A 20,559-nucleotide genomic window follows, 5' to 3' on the forward strand; every position below is an offset into this window, starting at 1 on the left:
CTTATTGAACTATTAAAATAGGGTCTAAGCTATTGGTTTTCAGAGGGGTGCCTCCAGATTCTGTTGGGAATACTGTATATTCTGGGCTTATCGGATCGCCGTTTTCATTAATAAATTGAACTTTGCAATCGTTTAATGTCCCAGGGCAGTCTACATCAATGGGCACGCGATTCCCTGGTGCTACTTCATACCAATAATCAGCATTGTTGATTACATTATTAAAAGCAAAAGACAGTGCAATGGCAAATATAAATGCCATTATCGGTAAGATTAATTTTAGCTTTTTCATGATAGTAAATTTAAATTAATAATTAATGCCTACTCTTGGTTCAGGTTTTCGGCGGATCACCTGCTTCTGTCGCGCAACAAAATTTCTTTATATGATCTGTTATTATTTTTAACTATAAGATTCAGGATGGGGCCATTTCTTTCGCTCTTTATGAGAGAGTATACTACCCAACAGCGCCAATCCTAGGAATACCACGTTAAAGACTAAATGCTGCTCCCAGGATAATAGAGAGATCACGCCTCCACAGGAACAGGGAGTATAGGGACTGAAAAATACAATGGCTACAGTATAAATGGTAAATAGGATCATAAGGCTCAATGCTCCATAAAGCCCAATTAATCTGGTTTTACGCCAAACGATTAATAATGCGGTCATAATTTCAGCTATCGGAACAAACCAGGAGGAAATATAAGCAATCTTCTCTCCGCCAAAAACCGGCGAATTTCTAATATTGTCATAGAACAAATGTCCTTCCAAAAGTTTGGTCAACCCGGCATAAGCGAATAGTAAAATAAACACCAAACTGATGATTTCTAAAAGTATCCATGTATGTTTTTGTTGCCATTTCATATCAGTTGTAGTTGTTTGATATTGAATAACATAAAGGTATAAAGACACAATTATCTGTAAGGGATAAAAACAGCTTTGTAAGGGATTAGTTTGGGTGGTGGTTTGTTTATATCAGGAATTTTTTCTGAGTTCGCTTGGGGTATACCCATACCTAGCCTTAAATTCCCTAGAAAAATGGGAGGCGTTTCTAAATCCGTTCTGTTGCGCGATAAGTTTAAAGGATTCTTGGGTATTCCTTACCGAAATGTAGGCGTTCTTAAGGCGTTCATTTTTTAAGAACTTAAAGACCGTCATTCCAAAAAGTTCCTTGAACCCACGTTTCAATTTAAATTCATTGGTCCCAAAATTAAGGGCCAAATCCTTAAGTGATAAAGCCTCTTTTTCAAAGTGGTGCCTTAGATAGGTACCTATCGCCCTGATATTTTCTATATCTGCAATACTTAAAAAGTTTCTTTTATAATTACTGTTTCCAGACCCTGGTTTAGGATGGTGGATATCCCTTAAAAGTTGTTGTTGAAACTTACCTTCAAGTTTAGTTTTATTTTTAACTATATCTGAAGTGATAAGCATTAATCTTGCTTTGGGATGAGCTCCTTTGGGTACTAGTATTACTTTGCAAAACTCAGCCAGCTCCAGACCGTCTTTGGTCATAAAATTTAATCTCAGATTCCTTTCTAAAGCACCATTACTAGAACGGTTTTTTTTATGATCTTTCCAGGTTTTTATGGAATCTTTGTGAAGGATTTTCACGAAAGGTGTGTTCAAAAGATCCTCTCGCTCAAAATTTAATAATAGTTGTACATCCTCGTTTATATAGACAATGTAGGATTGCTTGTCCAGAAAAAACACCATATGGACCAATTGCATATAGGAATCGTTTAGGTTAATATATCCTTGGTGCAAGAAGGAATCCTGTAATTCTTCTGCGACGATATTTACCAGAGCGCTCAACGCTTCAAGCTCATCCTTCTTATTGGTCCGTTCAATCCGGTGGTAGAACTTCCCCATGGCAATTCCAATTAAAACTTGAAATATTCTCGTCAGCCTTTCCTTATCTTCAAATTGATCCATAATAACAATTGTTAAAGGAGGTAGCCTAATTGCTGCCTTATGATGGAGGATACTATTTTATGTTGATTTGGGGGATGTAAACCCAGATAAAAACTCAAGTCCCTCTTTCTCGTTGGCAACTATCTTTGTTGGGGCAGAGGGTAAGCCGCCAACCACATACATGTTGGTCAGTATTTGCGACAATGGATTGTCCGAAATCAACGCAACAGCTATAGTGAGTTTAGATCCTTCCGTTGCAAAATATAGCCTGGCATCCTTTTCCATGGTTTTTATTCCTATGGTGTTGCACAATATTGGAAAGGGTTTTCCCTGTTGAAGTTTTAATCGGTCCGCTACTATTCTTATTACTTCTTCCAATCTAATCACTACGTTCTCCTTGTAAGTAAAGTAGAGAATCCCATTTTCTATCCAGAGCCGTGCACATTCATTTTCTATACTACTTTTCATCTGTAGATATTTATTGTTTTTTTACGGTCATACTTCGGTAGTCAGGTTCGCATATCTTCATCCGGATTTTCGACCGATTTTCGGGTACGCTAATTTCATAGCATTTTTAATTAAACGAACTTATAATGTAGTAATTTTTCCTTAATTATATGTGGGAAAATCGTATAACTAACCAATCTCTATCCTGTAAGGGATTATTACTGCTCTATAAAGGATTTATATACGGACAATGGTTAAGTTTCGGATTTATCACACTGATTTGATGTAGTTTATGGAGGTTACTATAACGGAGGTAATTTTCTTTTTTATTGATATGACCCTTATACCCCACTTCGGTGCTCTGTCAATCGTTAGTTCGAGTGCTTCTCGATACAATTTTATTTAGCTTCGCTTCATAAAACCACTCGAAGTGACGGGGAAGGATTAATCGTCAGTTCGAGTAAAATGTCGCAGACATTTTGTATCGAGAACCCGATACAATTTTATTGCGCTACGCTTCATAAAACCACTCGAAGTGACGGAGATGGATCTATCGTCAGTTCGAGTAAAATGTCGCAGACATTTTGTATCGAGAACCCGATACAATTTTGCTCCGCTACGCTTCGCAAAACCACTCGAAGTGACGGAGATGGATCTATCGTCAGTTCGTCAGTTGGAGTGCTTCTCGATACAATTTTGCTCCGCTCCGCTTCGCAAAACCACTCGAAGTGACGGAGATGGATCTATCGTCAGTTCGAGTGAAATGTCGTAGACATTTAGTATCGAGAACCCGTTACAATCCTCCTATCGTCGGATTACTCGAAGTGACGGTCGCAGACATTTAGTATCGAGAACCTATACAATTTTGCTCTGCTACGCTTCGCAAAACCACTAAGTGACGGAGATGGATCTATCGTCAGTTGGAGTGCTTCTCGATACAATTTTGCTCCGCTACGCTTCGCAAAACCACTCGAAGTGACGGTCGCAGACATTTTGTATCGAGAACCTATACAATTTTGCTCTGCTACGCTTCGCAAAACCACTAAGTGACGGAGATGGATCTATCGTCAGTTCGAGTAAAATGTCGCAGACATTTTGTATCGAGAACCCGATACAATTTTGCTCCGCTACGCTTCGCAAAACCACTCGAAGTGACGGGGATGGGTCAATCGCCAGTTCGTCAGTTGGAGTGCTTCTCGATACAATTTTGCTCCGCTACGCTTCGCAAAACCACTAAGTAAGTAACGAGAAAGGTACTTGGTATTTTATTTTAAAACTTCTTTTTGGCCAGGTTGGGCAACTTTTCATACTCGTTATTGATCAACGCTTCTTTTTTGGCTCTTGACCATTTTTTAATTTGTTTTTCTGTTTGTATTGCCAAATTTATATCCGTGAATTCTGCAAAATATACTAATTCAAGCGATCTCCTAGAATACGTGTAGCTGTCGATATGGATTCCTGACTTATGATCTAATAGACGTTTGTTTAAATTTGAGGTAACCCCTGTATAATAAGAATTATCGGAGCATTTAAGAATATAGACGTAGGATGGTTTCATAGGTTGGTTCTTTCTTAAAGGTATCAAGATACGAATCTACTTCGTAGCTCCGTCAACCTTGCTTCTCGATACAATCCTCCTATCGTCGGATTACTCGAAGTGACGGGGTGGATCTATCGTCAGTTGGAGTGCTTCTCGATACAATCCTCCTATCGTCGGATTACTCGAAGTGACGGAGATGGATCTATCGTCAGTTCGTCAGTTCGAGTAAAATGTCGCAGACATTTTGTATCGAGAACCCGGTACAATCCTCCTATCGTCGGATTACTCGAAGTGACGGTCGCAGACATTTAGTATCGAGAACTACTGACTATTGACGTCTGTTTACGGTTCACTAAACCCATCTCACTACTAAACAAAAAACCCCGTCACTTTCCTTTAGCGGTCCGGTGTTGGGACCAGGGAAATGACGGGATTAATTCTGTTAGTTGAGTATAGGGATATCAAGTTAGCTTCACCATAAAAGTGCCCAAACTTATGTTAGCTAAAGTTCGTATTCTCGGGCCCGCCCGAGTGAGGGACCCACTACTTAATACCCACTACTTAATACTCACTACTTTGTTCTCAATACTATTTCCAGCGCTTATACCATGGCAAGGGCGTTTTGCCTTCTTCGTCATAGCCGTAGCCATACCCGTAGTTGTAGCTGTAGCCATAGCCTCTAGAACGCTTAATGCCTACCTCGTTTAACAGGTAGCCCATATTTTTTAGTTTCTTAGATTTGTTTAAATCTTTAGAGAAATCTAATAAACGCTTGTCTGTATGTCCAGATCGAACTACAAAGAGGGTAAGATCTGCGAATTGTGAAATTAAAAGCGTATCGGTAATTAACATGGTAGGGGCGGTGTCTACAATAATATAGTCGTACTCATGTTTTACAATATTGATAAATTTCTCAAAGCCATCACCAGACAATAGTTGTGGAGCGTTAGGAGGGATACTACCACTAAAGCATACACTGTGGTTCTCTATGTCCTTATAGCCCTTATACACAATATTTTTCCAATCCATTTCTGGGTCGTAAAGGTAGTCTGAGAGCCCAAGAGATTCTTTTGGCCTATCAAAATGCTGGTGGATATTGGGATTTCTAAGATCTGCACCTACTAGCAATACTTTTTTGCCAATACTACTAAAGGCCAGGGAAAGGTTAAAGGCCACCAAGGATTTCCCTTCGTCTTTAATGGTAGAGGTCACATAAATTATCTGTCCGTCTCCCTTTTCCTTATTTGGGAGCATATAATTAATATTGGTACTCAAGATCCTAAAGGATTCTGCTAAAATGGAGCGGTCATTGGTATCCAAAAATGTTTTATGGTCTTCCAAAAATGGGATTTCTCCCAAGACGGGAATCTCGGGATTTGCACGTTCCAAATCTGTGCGATCGTTAATTTTGGTGTTTAGCGAAAAACGGATGTAGAGGAAACCAAAGGGCAGTAAAAGCCCTAAAAGGAGAGCCCCAGCCATTATTACCGACTTTTTAGGAGCTACGGGAATGTTGGACGTTAGGGCGTAATCTATCAATTTGATAGACGGAGCGGTTACCGCTAAACTAATGGCGGCTTCCTCCCTTTTTTGCAATAGTAAAAGGAAAAGGTTTTCTTTAATACTCTGTTGGCGTTCTATGGCCCGTAACAGCTGTTCTTTTTCAGGAATTTTGGAGAAGGAAGCACCGGCAAGTTGTTTCTCCTGTCGCAATTGCGCCATAGAAACTTTTAACTGCTGCTGGTAACTGCTTACCGTTTGCAGAATATTTTGCTTGGCACGTTGCAACTGACTGTTGATCACTAGTAGCGTGGGGTTATTTTCCCCGGCACTAGCGACCATCTTATCACGTTCTAGAACAAGACCATTATAATCACCCACTAGGCTATTGATACCAGAATTTTTCAAACCAATATCGGCTGGTAGAAGGCTGAAGGCCTGTTCGGTTGCCAATGTTTCCTGAAGGAGTTTGGAAAGGGCAATCTGCGTTTCCAATGTAAAGGTTTCCTCTTCGTTGGCTGATTTCTTTTGCAGGGTAATCCCTGCATCGGCCTCAATATAGGAAAGGTTGTTCTGCTGTTTAAAAGATTTTTTATCGCCTTCAATAGAATCTAACTCTTGGGTAAGGTAGATAAAGCGGTCATCTATAAAATCTAAGGTACGTTTGGAGACCAATTGACGGTCTAGGATACCATCTTGATTAAATTTCTCAATTATGGTATTGAGTATCGCTTCTGAACGGGGCGTACTTTCCCCAATAAGCGAGAGAGATAAAATATCACTGTTTTTATTTGTAGATTGGACTTGTAGTTGACTGGTTAAAGCCATTGTAGCTTGCTTTATGGGCTTTACAACTACCTTATAGGTAATGTTTTCGTAGTCATTTATACTGATACCTTCATTAATTGTAATAACAAAGGGCAGCCCTGGAACGGTTTCCATGGCACTCTCATAACTTGAATAATAGGATTTTCCGTCCTTCTCGCTAATGGAAAAGGAAGAAGCTTCAAGCTTTATGGTATATGTTTTTGCTTTAGCTATACTATCAGATGCATTATGTTTTGTTAAGCTAAATGGAGAGTTCCAAATCTGGGTTGTTCGGATATTCCCCTGAATATAGTAGTTTACATCTAACTGTAAATCTTCGACTACCTGTTTTAGAAGGCGATAGGATTTTAAGACCTCAATTTCGTTGTCCAAATTAATTCGGGATTTTCCACTGAGGAGGGACATGGCATCTGTACCGATGTTCAGTTCCTTGGATTCGTCTATGATCCTGATTTTAGCCACGGATTGGTAAGTTACTGTAGCATATTTGAGGTAGAAAAATGCTACCAGTAAGGCTATAATTACGGTACCTAAGAACCAGGGCCAGTAACCCAGGTATTTTAAAAGTTGCTCTTTTAGGTGAAAGGAGTCGTCCTCTTCAAATTCTTCCGATAGGTATGGGGATTCTTTCATGGATTATCTTGTAATTAGGACTATAGAAGTTAAGATTACGGATACTACGGAGAGTAGTGTTCCTGTATTGCCAATAAAGCCGGCACTTTTCACTTTAGGGCCATTGGGGTTTACCACAATAAAATCGTTGGGCTTAATATAATAGTAGGGGCTATTAAACCAGTCCGTTTCCGTAAGATCTATGTTGGTTACAGTACGCATCCCATCTTCCTCACGGATCAGCATTACATTCTTACGTTCCCCGTTAATAGTGAGATCTCCCGCATAGCCTAAGGCCTGTGGCAAACTAATCTGCTGCTCGGTAAAGCTATAGGTGCCTGGGCGTTGGACTTCTCCCAAGACAGTGACCTTCGCATTTAGAAGCCTTACACTTACGGTAGGTTCTAATAAGTGTCCACCATTCTCCAAGACTTGCTGAAGTTCCTTTTCCAATTGGGCAGTAGTTTTGTCTGTTACCTTCAGGGTTCCTAAAATTGGGAATACAATATTCCCTGTAGTGGAGACCAGATAACCCTGTAATTTTATCAGTTCTATATTACTAGCGGCGGTGGAATTGTTGGGCTGTTGTTTGTTATAGGGCAAGGCTGTTTCTGGCACCAAGGCACTCACGCTGATGTTTAGGATATCATTGGGTTGAATTTTTGGGCTCTCGTAGGTGATCTTTTGTGCGGCCATAGCATTGGCATCCTGGAAATAGAGGATGTTCTTTTTGGTGGCGCAAGATTGTAGGACTAAGACCAATATACCCAGTATGGCTATGTGTTTTCTCATTAGTGTTTTGGTATATGTAATAAACTAAATTTAATACAGTAATTAATCGGCAAAATTAAGTGTTTTGTCGGCATGTTACAACTCTTTTTGATAGATTTAGGTGAATGGGATTTTATGTTTATCGGGGCTTCTTGGTTCAGTCCTCCTTTTTAGTGCTACCGAGCCTTCTTCTCGATACAATTTTATTCCGCTTCGCTTCATAAAACCACTCGAAGTGACGGAGATGGGCCAATTGTCAGTTCGTCAGTTCGAGTGAAATGTCGGAGACATTTAGTATCGAGAACCCGATACAATTTTGCTCCGCTCCGCTTCGCAAAACCACTCGACGTGACGGTCGTAGACATTTTGTATCGAGAACCCGATACAACCTTCCTAACGTCTGATCACTAAGTGTCGGGTGGTCGGTATTAAAACGGACGCTTTGGTAGGCCTTTGAACCAACTGTATACTAACTGACTTTCAGGATTTAGTATTACCCAGGCGGTGGTGAAAATTATTTTAAGATCGGTGATAAAGGATTCGTTGGCCTGATACCATAGTTCTACCTTTCCCTTAAAAGGATAAATGGTGTTCTTATAGAAATCCCAAGTATCTCCACCCTTTTCCTTTACGTTAGTAATCAAAGTTTCTTCATCCCTAAAGATGATAGAACCAATTCCGGTAAGACCTGGCTTTGCATTATAGATTACCTTTTGAATTGCGGGGGGGTAGGCCTCAAAGCTTCTCTGCATTACGGGGCGTGGCCCAACTACACTCATGTCGCCTTTAAAAATATTGATTAATTGGGGGAGCTCATTAATCTTACTTTTCCTTAAAAAACCTCCCATAGGGGTTATTCTAGGGTCTTTCTTTGTAGTGATAATTCCGCCACCCATATTAGGGCTGTCTTTAAGCATAGTGGCAAATTTCCAGATTAAAAAGGATTTATTTTTATACCCCACACGCTCTTGTTTATACCAAATATATCCCTCTCCAGTAAACTTTAACCCAATCATGATTGGAATTAATAAGGGGGCTAGGATTAGGAGTGCAAGTCCAGATACTAAAATATCACACAATCTTTTAAATATTCTATACATTTTTTTATTCAATTATTTTGTAATTCAAAAATTCGATGATTTCTTTTTATTCAGGGATTCAAGGATTTCTTTTTATTCAAGGATTCAACAATTCAAAGATTTCTTTTTATTCAAAGATTCAACAATTCAATAATTTAAAGATTAGTTTATATTTCGAATCATGTTCTAGTTTCTATTATTAGTAGTTCAATAATTGAACATTTTTTTATTTACTACTGAACTTGATGATCATCAATTAAAATCTTTGATTTTAATTATTTTAGCTCCAATTAGCCCTTAATGACTCACGACTACACTATTCAATCTTTGAATTATAAAAATCTCTGATTTTTATTTGAATCTTTGAATTCTTGAATCTTATCAACTAAAATTCGACTCAACCCAACCAGTTACATAAGTTCTCTCAACATTCAGCTAACCATAACACCCCTAGTTTCCATAGTCCATAGGTGGCTCCTTAAATTTAGCCCCTTTAAACTCTGAGTTCTTCAAGTAATTCATAAACAAACTCAATTGCTTTGAAATGTCAATTGTTAAGGCATATAATTTTTCGAAATCTGATTGATTTAAAATTTCTACATCTAGTGCCCTGTAGAGTTGAGACCTTAGTTCCCCTGCACTGCCTTTTGAATACGAAAGAAAATTTATAAAGTCTTTATTGCCTCCTCGCTCAAACCCTTCAGCTATATTGTCCATTATACTTCCACTGGTTTTGTAAAGATGGTTAATTAAAAAGCCATAATTATGATTGTCTTTACAAGCAAGAATCTTAAACATTTCAATATTTAACTGGCGACTTAACTCCCATACGTTAAGGTCCTCGAAACTGCTTATTTTGGACATGACTTTTTAATTCAAGGATTCTTTTTTAATTCAAGGATTCCTAATTCAATGATTTCTTATTCAAAAATTCAATGATTACTTTTAATTCAAGGATTCAACAATTCAACGATTTAATGATTAGTTTATATCTTGATTTGAGTTCTAGGTTCTATTATTAGTAGTTAATTATTAATCGTTCAGTTCGATCATGTGTATTATTTAAAATCTTTGATTTTAAATAGATTCAACACTATAGTCTCCAATGACTCACGACTACCCTAATCAATCTTTGAATAATAAAAATCTTTGATTTTTAGCGAATCTTTGAATTCTTGAATCTTTACCAACTAAAATTTACAATCATACTAACCTGTTACAACAGTTCTTTCAACATTCAGACAACCTCCAACACCCCATTACATTTTTTGGTCTAAACTCTTTCCGGTCTCAATATGCTCAAAATCTGGGAGGTGCTTTTTAAGTAGATCAACAATAGCTGTTTTGTCGTAATCCCCGGAATCCATAAGGGATTTTAATTGTTCTATTGTAGAAGTGATTTCTTCCTGAGACAATTTACGAGCATTTTTAATGACGCCTAAACTCGAATAAGTGTCCTGATCCACTACATCTTTATCGGTATAGAATTCTTCATACAATTTCTCTCCAGAGGTGTCGGTATTAAAGAAATATACTGGATATGGATCGCCTTCTTTTGTTGTCAATGCTTTTGTCTTGGCCTCGTCATCCGATTGACACTCTATAATAGGACGATTAGACGCTTTGAAGAAATCGATAGTTATATCTTTAAAATAAACCATTTCTTCAGCGGCTAATTTTGGGAAAAATATTTCGCCAGAATTACCCAACATACAGGCTAACATACAAATCTGTCCACTTTCTTCTGGCGACACAAAAAATCGTTGTACGTCGGAAGGGCAGGAGATAGGTTGGTTCTGGAACAAACGCTCTATATAACCTGCTAAGAGCGAACCATTAGAAAACGCCACGTTTGCGAAACGTGCAGTTGTAATTTGCAGGTCCTTACTGTAGGCCATAATTACTTCTTCCATTAGTTTTTTACTGGCACCCATAACGTTTACTGGATTGGCCGCCTTGTCCGTTGAGACACAGAAGAAATGCTCAGGTTTATTGTCTACCAATAAATCCAAAAATTCCTTTGCCTTGAAAACGTTATTGTCTATCATGGCTTCAATGGAATACTTGTCTTTTTCACTACGCACGTGTTTATGTGCAGCAAAATTGGCAACGATATGAAATGGTCCTTCCGCCAAGAACATTTTTTTAAACACCGGATCCCCAAAATTCATGGGATAGGTTCTAAAGTCGTCCGGGACAAACATATTGGCGTCCGATCGTAATTGACGTGTTAATTCTGTAAGCCCGTTTTCATTAGTATCCACCACATAAAGTTTACCGGGCTTAAATTTCAAAATAGCTTTAATATAAGAGGAGCCAATAGTTCCAGCCCCGCCAATAACCAAAACCGATTTGCCTGCTATTTTACTACTAAGAAGTTCTTTATTATTTTGAATATCACTTTGGAAAAGACTTTGGGATCTTTTAGTGATGTAGGTGTTAATGAAATGGGGAATGTCTATGAGGTTCATTTTTTTTTAATTCAAGGGTTATTATTCGAAAATTCAAAGATTCAAAGATTCAAAGTGAAAAAATTCAAAGATTCGAGGATTCAAGGAGCTCATGTAAATCTTAATTCCCTTTACAACCTATAAATCTTTGAATAAAAAAAATCGAAGATTTTTATTGAATCATAGAATGGTAAAATCGGAGATTTTATTTATAGAAAGCTTTAATGGTAGCTACTACTTTCTCCATTTGTTCTTGTGTTATGCCGGCTGAACTTGGAATGCTAATACTGGTATCATAAACAGAAGCTGAAACATCAGTCTTATTAAAGTAAAACTCGTCTTTAAACATGTCCAATTGGTTCATGGGCATCCAAAATGGACGAGATTGCACTCCATTAGCATTTAAATATTCTAATAGTTCTCGCATACGGGAGGTGCTAAACGTAAACAACCAGCCATTGGGATTTGTTCCTTCAGGAATTTCTTGAAATTTAATATCTCCAACTCCATTTAACTCCTTACGGTAAAAGGCATCCATGCCTCTCTTATCCTTTAAGATGGTTGGAAATTGTTCCATTTGTGCCACACCAATTGCGGCCAACACATTTACCAGGCGATAATTATACCCAATTTCGTCATGAATATAATCCATGGCACTGATTTTTGCTTGGGTGGTTAAATGTTTAGCCTTTTTTGCTAATTCTTCATCATCAGTGACGATAACTCCGCCACCACCTGTGGAAATAATTTTATTCCCATTAAAACTGAAGACCCCCAATTTTCCAAATGTCCCAGCGTGTTTATCATTAAAAGTAGATCCTAATGCCTCGGTAGTATCTTCTATCACTTCTAAATGGTAGGTTTCAGCAATGGCCATTAAACGATCCATATCGCCTATATTACCCAATACATGGACAGGCATTATGGCACGGACACGTTTGTTAGTGCGTTTATCAAAGCTGAACAGCCCTGTTTCGGTTTCCTTCTTTGTAGTCTCCTCCTGTAAATACTTTTCAAGAAGATCTAGATCCATTTGCCAATTGTTGGAATCCACATCTATAAGAATTGGGGTTGCTCCTGTATATTTTATGGCATTTAAAGTTGCTATAAAGGTGATGTTAGGTGCAATAACGTGGTCGTCCGCAGTAACCCCTAACAAGATTTGCGCAATATGCAGTCCTACGGTACCATTCATGCACGCTACACCGTATTTGGCACCGGCATACTCGGCGACCATCTCTTCAAATTGGGTAACATAACTTCCGGCAGAGGAGATCCAGCCGGTATCTAGGCAATCTTTTACGTACTTCCATTCGTTGCCTTCTAATTTGGGGATAGATAAAGGGATCATTATTCGTTAGTTTTAATTTTATGTTTCAATCCTTAATTCAAAAATTCAATGATATAAGGATTCAATGATTAGTTAATCTTTAAATTGATGTTCTAGTTGTGATTATTAGTTTTTTAATATTTGAATCACTCTTTAATTCAATGATTTAAGGATTCAAAGATTAGTTAATATTAAAATTGGTGTTCTAGGCTCAATTATTAGTTGGTCAATATTTGAATCACTCTTTAATTTAATGATTCAACAATTTAAGGATTCAATGATTAGTTAATTTTTAAATTGGTGTTCTAGTTTTAATTATTAGTTTTTCAATATTTGAATCACTCTTTAATTCAATGATTCAATAATTTAAGGATTCAAAGATTAGTTAAACCTTTAAATTGTTGGTCTAGGCTCAATTATTAGTTGGTCAATATTTGAATAATAAAAATCGGAGATTTTTATTAAATCTTTGAATTCTTGAATCTCCTTAAACTAAAATCTCCAATCCTTCTAACCAGCTGAATCAGTCCTTTTATCACTCAACAATACGACAGACTACAATCTCCGATTTTTATAGAATCTTTGAATTCTTGAATCTTCAATAACTATATATTTCAATCGCTCTAACCTGCTGCATCTGTTCACTAATCATTCAAGTAACCGTTACCAATTTTATTTGACAAGTTGTTTTGCGGGATTACCTATTACCGTTTGATTATCAGGAACATCTTTAATGACTACTGCTCCGGCCCCTACAACCACGTCATCACCAATAGTTATTCCTTGTTTAACAACTGCGCCTGCCCCTATAAAGCTGCGTTCGCCTACAGTAACATTACCAGCAAGTACCGCACCTGGGCCTATATGGGCAAAGGATTTAATATTGGCTTCATGCTCAACAATAGCTCCTGTATTTATTATTACACCTGTTTCTATAGTACTAAGGGCATTCACAATGGCCCCTGCTGAAATAAGAACATTGGTGCCTACAGAAACTGTTTTGGAGATTATTGCAGATGGATGGAGTAAGGAGATAAACATATCCGTTTTTATAGTGGAAATAGTTTTAAAGACATTTTCCCTGATGTTGTTATTTCCAATACTTCCGAATAACATTCCTTTGTGTTGCTCAAATTGTTCTTCGGGCCCCAAGTATTGTAATTTGTAAGGGTTACCATCTAATTTATTAAAATCATGATAGCCTATAACTTCATAGCCCAGTAAAGTTGCAGTCTCTAAACACACATAAGCGTGGCCGGAATATCCTATAAGTGCTATATGCTTTTTTAGGTTCAATTTTATAGGAATTTCTAGATTGTATTAATAAACTTACAACTTTCTGATTTAATAAAATCTTCGGAAATATGGTTATAGTTGGAATAATTAAAAACTATGTACCAAGGATTTTATTAATTTATTGAATATGAGATAGATACTGTTGTGCAAGCTTTTCCCTATCAAAATGTAGCTTGGCGTATTCGTGCCCATTGACTCCCATGTTATGTAGTTCTTCCGGCTTCCGGTAAATAGCCTTTAACTTCTCTGCAATATCCTGTGCATTCTCGGGTTCAACGTATATTCCACAGTTTGCGGTTTCTACTAAATTCCGAGAAACCCCATCTATAGCAAGTAAGACTGGGACTCTACAAGACATGTAATCAAAGGTTTTATTACTGTAAATTGTTTTGAAGGTATCTACTTTTTTAAGTACAGATGCCCCCATGTCTGAGGCCAAAATATACTTAAACACATCTTCCTTGGCTACTGGTTCTCTAAAAATAACATGTTCCTCTAAACCACGTTTTTTAGTTTCCTCTTGGAGCATTTGTTTTTGCATTCCACTCCCTATCAATTGGAAGGTTATGTTGGTGTCCCTAAAATGTTCTGCAGCATCCAATAGCTGAATTAAATGATTGGCTACACCGTGAGCACCTACATAAGTAATCACAAATTTATGATCTAGCCCAATCTCCTTTTTAAAAGATTGCGCATCAAAAGTGCTAAGTCTTTCAGATAAGGTGAAATCGGCGGCATTTGGAATAAAGATAATTTTCTCTGGAGCTATTCCCTTTTCTATTAATTTGTCACGGAAGGCTGGGGTTAGAACATTTATTAACTTGGCTCGTTTGTATAAAAACGTTTCAAACCAATAAGCCAATTTTATGATCATTTTATTTTGTAATACACCTGTGTCAATAGCCGACTCTGGCCATAAATCCCTTACTTCAAAAACAAATGGAACTCTTTTTATTTTGGAAAGTACATAGGCGGTCATACCGACAAATAAAGGGGGAGAGGTTACTAAAATCACGTCATATTTCCCTTTGGTTTTAAATAAACCTCCCCAAATAGCGGAGAACATAAAAGAAAAATAACCCCATAATCTTCCTAGAAAATTTACGTTGTAACTTTTTGATACGTGGCAACGAATTACATCGACATTCTTATAGAATGGAGCATCCTTAAAAAAATATTTGCCTTTGTAGCGTTCTGGTTTTTTTCCTGTGATATAATTCACCATTCCCGCCAATACAGTTACTGAATGGCCTAGATTACCCCAAACTTGGGTCATTTCATTAAAGCGGGAACCACCGCCTTCTCCTTTTTCCAAAAAATATTGGTGTATCAATAATATTTTCACTAAGTTTCTTTTAATGTTATTGTTGTAATCATGGTTTGCTGGCTTCTAAAACTATAGCGTATACCTTTTTCTTTTACTCCGTAATAACTTGAATGCCATTTCTCTTCTACTTTAGGAGTTATGATTTTGCCATCAAGAGTTTTGCACTGGATTTCCACAAGCTTAAAAACTTCCGGGTTAACATGCCAATAAACACTTCTTTCCTTTCCGTTAGCTTTACTCAGTTTATCGGTAACTAGCCATTGGTTCTCACCTCTATTCTTTTCAACTTTTCGTGAATGAATAATTTCTTTTTCTAGATATTGAAACCCTTCAATTTCCCCTTCAAAAATCATTTGTTTTGCAGATTCACTCATTTTAGCTTTGGCACGTTTAATCCAATAATACCAAATAAAGCGGCCTCCACGTAGCATTTGGTTATGACCTTCTAGCGACAGTGTATTGTGCCCTTCACACCCAGTAAAGTAATCTACTGTTTCTTTATCGGTATTATATTTATAGGTGCCATTATCCCACAAGTAATTAATACCATCTTTAAAAATATCTAAATGAAGATTATCGCTTTGGGAAGGTCTGTCTTTGTATGAACCACACCTAAGGAAAGTCTTTATAGTATCTTCCTGATGAATGTAATAACCACCATCTTGAAATTCGTAAACACCTTGTATATTTCCTTCAACAACCTTAAAATCCTTCAGTCCATACCATGCCTGACTTTCTTGGATTTTACTTACACTATTTTCTAAAACGGCTCGTAAATCATTCAACTGAGAAGTATATACTCTAAAGTCATCCTCTGTCCATTTATAGAATAAGGCGCCATCGTTGTTGCCATAGTTAGGTAATTTCCCGCTTACGGAATCTGAAGAAACATCTAGAAATTTCAGGGAAAGCGCTGCTCTTTCCTTTATAATAGGCGAAAAAGATTTGCCATGTAGATCTGCCAATCGCAAGCCCCAAGTTAATAATTGAACTACTACACGATGATAGTTCATACTAAATTGTAGAAAGGTGCCATCTGGATAGATTTGATACTCTACCTCCTGTTGAAACCATTTTTCACCTTCCTTGCTCCATTTGGCCGTATCAGGCAAGAATGGAAATAATAGTCCGGATAAATACAGCATCAAGGTTTCTGTGATGGCGTGGTTATTTCTAACCGCTATCCTCGAAAAGTCAATATGATGATATATATGATGCAGCTGCCAATAAATTGCATGCATTATTTTTTCAAAACGCTCCTCTGTTAGATTAGGAGCATCTTTATAGTAATATAGTGCCAAAGTCCAATTCATGGTACGAAGGCTGATTTCCTGACTGCAGCGATAGTTAGGCCCGCAATTAATAGGGTTTTTCTCTATAAAATCTATAATCTGTCCAAACACAAACTCCGATTGATCTTCCTGAAAATGAAAATCGTAACGAATAATATCCGTTAAAAAGGCAAAGCGCGATTTTTCCCAGACAAATTTGATATCTCCTCTCTCTTCAGAAAAATCGGCTATAGTGGACCAATGTTCATTTACATCATAGCGATAGCCAGTTACAGGATTAGTTACCCAATCATAATCTTTCCCTAAGTCGTATTCCACTTTACCAAACAGCACAAACCTGCCCTGTTTCATGGCCTCAACTCGCTTTTTTAAAGATTCTTGAGGCGTGGGAGTTAAGGAAATGTTTTTTCCTTCAAAAAAAAACGGAGGGGTTTCTTTCCTCCATTTTTCTAATGATATAAATTGTTTAAATGATGGATTGATTGGGTGTCTTTTTTTTAAAACCCCTAGTTTCCTTTCTAGTTCATGGCGTACACGATAAATAGTATATCGTGCGCCCATATTTTGAACTAATTGAAAAGATCTATTTAATTTATTTAACACTCTATGGTTACATTAATCTCACTCAAAAAGAGCAGAATATATTTATTATAATACAAAAAAAGTTCCTTGGTACAAAATAGTTTTTATCTACTTTTTGAAGTTTCAATATCTATCCATCCTCGTTTTTTCAAACTCTCTATAGCTGCAAAAGAAGCTTGAGTGGTGTTTACTATTTCATCCATCGGGATTAATGGACTGCCACCTTTCTTTACAGCAGCGATAAGCTCAGTAAATTGGGCTTTATGTCCTTTGTCTAGTTTTGTTTTTAACTTACTAAATCCTTTAAATCCGTAACCTTTAGTTACTCTAAAGTTATCCATTATCAAAGTACGTTCCTGGCAGTAAACCTCCACCCGTTCTTTTGAGTAGGCCTTTGAGCCATTTGAGAAATAATTTATAACTCCTGTAGAACCGTTTTCATATTGTAAAAGTATGGAAGCATTGTCGGTATTTTCCGCTGGATTCATGCCCATGGCATTCATACAAACAGATTTTATTTTACTCCCTGTTAAATAGGTAATCAAATCCATAAAGTGACAGGCTTCTCCAATAATTCTTCCACCTCCCACTTGCATATCGTGTACCCACACATTGGCTGGAATATTTCCAGCATTCATAGTGGCAATTACGTTCATTACAGAATTACCCACCAACTCCTTCATCTTGCGTGCGTGAGGCGAAAATCTTCTATTGAAACCTACGGTCAAACTACTTCCAGCTTTTTCGTGAGCTGAAATTATAGTATTTAGCTCCGAATTATTTAAAGCCAAAGGTTTCTCTACAAATACATGCTTCCCAGCTTGCAAACTATCAATTACCATTGGAGCGTGTAGATTATGACGCGTAGTAATCAATACAAGATCAACATCAGGATCATTTAATATATCCTTATAATTTGTTGTAGAATGGCTAAATCCGTGCTTTTGAGCCATGGCCGTACCACTAACCCCACCTTGGCTAGCAATATATTTGTACTCTGCTCCGCTATTTTTGAGTGCTGGTAGCATTGTCATTTTGGTAAAATTCCCTGAACCGACTACTCCAATAACACCTTTACTACCTTCATAACTCTTACCACTAATCGATATAGTATGGGATGGTGTTAATTGAGTTTGCTTAGGGTATGTAAGTATAGAAGCAATGGAACGGCTGCTGCCTATCTCTCCATAAATCTTCATATAATCTTCCAGAGGAATTTGTTCTGTTATAAGCTCTTTTACATTTAAATTACCTGATGAAATAGCTTGAAGAATAGCCTCAAAATTACGTTTTTCCGTCCAACGAACAAAAGGTAACGGATAGTCTGTTCCTCTTCCTTCATAATCCTCATCATAACGTCCAGGGCCATAAGAACAGGACACTTGGAAGCTAAGTTCTTTTTCATAAAACTCTGCACGACTGATATTTAAACCAATAACACCTACTAAAATAATGCGACCTCGTTTACGAGACATTTGAGCTGCTTGAGAAATAATCGCATCTGTTTTGGCTGACGCCGTAATAATTACGCCATCAGCACCAACGCCATTTGTTAGTTCTGTAACTTCATTTACAACATCACTTTGTTTTGGATTGATAGGAATTACTCCCCATTGTTTCGCTATGTCTAGCTTAGATTGGTCAATGTCTATACCTATTACTCTACATCCGTTTGCCAGTAACATTTGTGCGGTTAAAAGGCCTATAAGACCTAAGCCAGTAACCACCACGGTTTCTCCAAATGTAGGATTAAGCAAACGCATGCCTTGTAAACCAATGGAACCTATTACCGTAAAGGCAGCTTCTTCATCACTTATGTTATCAGGAATATGAGCCACCAAGTTTTTTGGCACACTCACAAACTCTGCGTGTTGCCCATTAGACGCTACTCTATCGCCAACTTTAAACTCGGAAACTCCCTCTCCTACACCAATGACTTTCCCTACATTACAATAGCCAAGTGGCAACGGCTCTCCTAGTTTATTAAAAACAGCCTCTAATGTTGGCATTAATCCTTCGGTTTTTATTTTGTCTAAAACCTGTTTTACTTTATCAGGCTGTTGACGTGCCTTGGAAATTAAGTTTGACTTTCCAAACTCAACTAACATACGTTCAGTTCCTAAAGATACTAAGCTTCTTGTAGTTTGAATAAGTATTTGCCCTCGTTTCACTTGTGGAGCTGGTACTTCTTCTAATATAGTTTCACCTGTTTTAAAGGATTGTATAATTTGTTTCATATTTTTATTTAATTAATAGGTTTACCTTACCTGAAGGAGTCCTAAATGGTTCGCTTCTTTTTACAAAAGCTACATCTAAATCTAAGTTTCGAAGATCGAATAAGTTTCTTGCCTCTTCTTCTGATATCGAATCAGAAACAAAATGTAGTTCTATCTCACCCGCTTTAACCTGTTTTACTTGTATAAATTTAGAATGATTAAATATTTCATGATGTCTTCCAAAAATAAGCCCCGTTAGGTTGATGTTCTTATTGTTTTTATCAATTACAAATTCCCCTTCTCGCCCTTTAGTGACTTTAAAACTTTTTAATATTCCATTTGATGCCTTTACATCTGCTATTATATCGTTTGTGTTGTATCGTATCAAGGGAGTTGCAAAATTATAAAAACTTGTACCAACCAAATGATATTCATCTTTGAATTTTAAGGCCTCAGTAAACCCATAAGTACCAAATGGTTCATAGGTAAACTTTTCTGTTTTTTCATAAGCCAACACTGCTCGCTCTGTATGGCCATACCATGAAATTGTTTTTACATTAAAAACATTCTCTATAACGTTCCGATAATGTTCATGCGGATATTCGGAGCCTAGAAAAACTCCTTTTAAATTAGCTGACAACAATTGTTGCAATTCATAATCTTCCTTTTTACAGAAGACGGCAAAGTCATAGATAGATGTAGGATAACCATGAAGATATTTAATTTTACGCTTTTTGAGTATCTTTTTTAACTCTTCAGCAACTAGCTTATAATCTGCATAGATATCAATAGCAAAATGATTTCTAACAACATCGTATTCCACTACTTTTTTTAAATCACTTCTACCACCAAATACTATTTTTAAATCTGATGCTTTAAAGTTTAACTTTTCCCATATATGATGCATATGCGCCCATTCATGCCCCATAGAATCTGGCTGAATATATAGACTGAAAGGTGTACCTGATGAGCCACCAGTATTTACTATATATCTTCCTTTAATTTTTGCACTTCGTTTTTCAATATCGTAACTATTTAGGGTTCCCTTGTCAACAATTGGTATTCGTTGGATGTCTTCGAACGTTTTTAAGTGATCTGGATGAAATCCTTTTTGATTATAATATTCATTATAGAACACAACTTCTTCATAGGCGTAATCAACTAGATTTTTCATTCGTTTAAAAATGAAGTCATTTTTTTGCTCAACAGAAAACAACTCAAAATCATGGATTTCTTTTTTTCTTAGTTTATAAACATTTCCAATACCTGGTCTCTTAGAATATGGTATCCTATTAATAATTTCACCTAGATTTGGTGGAATATTTTTTAAATTATTTTTTAAAAATATTGCTATACTCATAATTTCATCTAGCATACTAA

Annotated in this window: 16 protein-coding genes; all 16 read right to left on the minus strand. The window is 37.0% G+C overall.

The window, feature by feature from the left end:
* Position 1: 1 nt before the first annotated feature.
* Positions 2-289 carry a DUF6520 family protein gene (locus tag KCTC52924_RS14405; protein ID WP_251806765.1) on the minus strand — a complete coding sequence of 96 codons (288 nt, stop codon included), beginning with the start codon at positions 287-289 and terminating at the stop codon, positions 2-4.
* Between the two features lie 108 nt (positions 290-397).
* Positions 398-859, minus strand: a complete 462-nt coding sequence (locus tag KCTC52924_RS14410; protein ID WP_251806766.1) for a MauE/DoxX family redox-associated membrane protein — start codon at positions 857-859, stop codon at positions 398-400.
* 111 nt (positions 860-970) lie between these two features.
* The gene (locus KCTC52924_RS14415; RefSeq protein ID WP_251806767.1) at positions 971-1,930 is read right to left on the minus strand and encodes a helix-turn-helix domain-containing protein; all 960 of its coding nucleotides are present in this window, start codon (positions 1,928-1,930) and stop codon (positions 971-973) included.
* Positions 1,931-1,987: 57 nt separating this feature from the next.
* Positions 1,988-2,377, minus strand: coding sequence for a hypothetical protein (locus KCTC52924_RS14420; protein ID WP_251806768.1), 390 nt, complete (start codon positions 2,375-2,377; stop codon positions 1,988-1,990).
* A gap of 1,249 nt (positions 2,378-3,626) precedes the next feature.
* Positions 3,627-3,914 carry a GIY-YIG nuclease family protein gene (locus tag KCTC52924_RS14425; protein WP_251806769.1) on the minus strand — a complete coding sequence of 96 codons (288 nt, stop codon included), beginning with the start codon at positions 3,912-3,914 and terminating at the stop codon, positions 3,627-3,629.
* Positions 3,915-4,484: 570 nt separating this feature from the next.
* Complete coding sequence (locus tag KCTC52924_RS14430) at positions 4,485-6,857, minus strand: tyrosine-protein kinase family protein (protein WP_251806770.1); 2,373 nt, start codon at positions 6,855-6,857, stop codon at positions 4,485-4,487.
* Positions 6,858-6,860: 3 nt separating this feature from the next.
* The gene (locus KCTC52924_RS14435; protein WP_251806771.1) at positions 6,861-7,628 is read right to left on the minus strand and encodes a polysaccharide biosynthesis/export family protein; all 768 of its coding nucleotides are present in this window, start codon (positions 7,626-7,628) and stop codon (positions 6,861-6,863) included.
* Between the two features lie 407 nt (positions 7,629-8,035).
* The gene (locus KCTC52924_RS14440; protein ID WP_251806772.1) at positions 8,036-8,707 is read right to left on the minus strand and encodes a sugar transferase; all 672 of its coding nucleotides are present in this window, start codon (positions 8,705-8,707) and stop codon (positions 8,036-8,038) included.
* Between the two features lie 429 nt (positions 8,708-9,136).
* The gene (locus tag KCTC52924_RS14445) at positions 9,137-9,550 is read right to left on the minus strand and encodes a four helix bundle protein (protein ID WP_251806773.1); all 414 of its coding nucleotides are present in this window, start codon (positions 9,548-9,550) and stop codon (positions 9,137-9,139) included.
* Between the two features lie 395 nt (positions 9,551-9,945).
* On the minus strand, positions 9,946-11,157 hold the full coding sequence (locus KCTC52924_RS14450; RefSeq protein ID WP_251806774.1) for a polysaccharide biosynthesis protein: 1,212 nt from the start codon (positions 11,155-11,157) through the stop codon (positions 9,946-9,948).
* A gap of 184 nt (positions 11,158-11,341) precedes the next feature.
* Positions 11,342-12,487, minus strand: a complete 1,146-nt coding sequence (locus tag KCTC52924_RS14455) for a LegC family aminotransferase (RefSeq protein WP_251806775.1) — start codon at positions 12,485-12,487, stop codon at positions 11,342-11,344.
* A gap of 651 nt (positions 12,488-13,138) precedes the next feature.
* Entirely contained in the window at positions 13,139-13,762 is a 624-nt protein-coding gene (locus KCTC52924_RS14460; RefSeq protein ID WP_251806776.1) for a NeuD/PglB/VioB family sugar acetyltransferase, read from the minus strand.
* A 118-nt stretch (positions 13,763-13,880) separates the two neighbouring features.
* A complete protein-coding gene (locus KCTC52924_RS14465) occupies positions 13,881-15,107 on the minus strand; it encodes a glycosyltransferase family 4 protein (RefSeq protein WP_251806777.1) in 1,227 nt (408 codons plus the stop codon).
* Positions 15,107-16,732: a heparinase II/III family protein gene (locus KCTC52924_RS14470; protein ID WP_251806778.1), complete on the minus strand. Its 1,626-nt coding sequence runs from the start codon at positions 16,730-16,732 to the stop codon at positions 15,107-15,109. Before KCTC52924_RS14470 ends, KCTC52924_RS14465 begins: the two co-directional genes overlap by 1 nt.
* Before the next feature lie 335 nt (positions 16,733-17,067).
* The gene (locus tag KCTC52924_RS14475; protein ID WP_251806779.1) at positions 17,068-19,200 is read right to left on the minus strand and encodes a bi-domain-containing oxidoreductase; all 2,133 of its coding nucleotides are present in this window, start codon (positions 19,198-19,200) and stop codon (positions 17,068-17,070) included.
* A 4-nt stretch (positions 19,201-19,204) separates the two neighbouring features.
* Positions 19,205-20,539 (minus strand): hypothetical protein, encoded by a 1,335-nt coding sequence (locus tag KCTC52924_RS14480; RefSeq protein WP_370671476.1) that lies wholly within the window; start codon positions 20,537-20,539, stop codon positions 19,205-19,207.
* Positions 20,540-20,559 lie beyond the last annotated feature (20 nt).

It is taken from the genome of Arenibacter antarcticus, assembly GCF_041320605.1.
Lineage (GTDB): Bacteria > Bacteroidota > Bacteroidia > Flavobacteriales > Flavobacteriaceae > Arenibacter > Arenibacter antarcticus.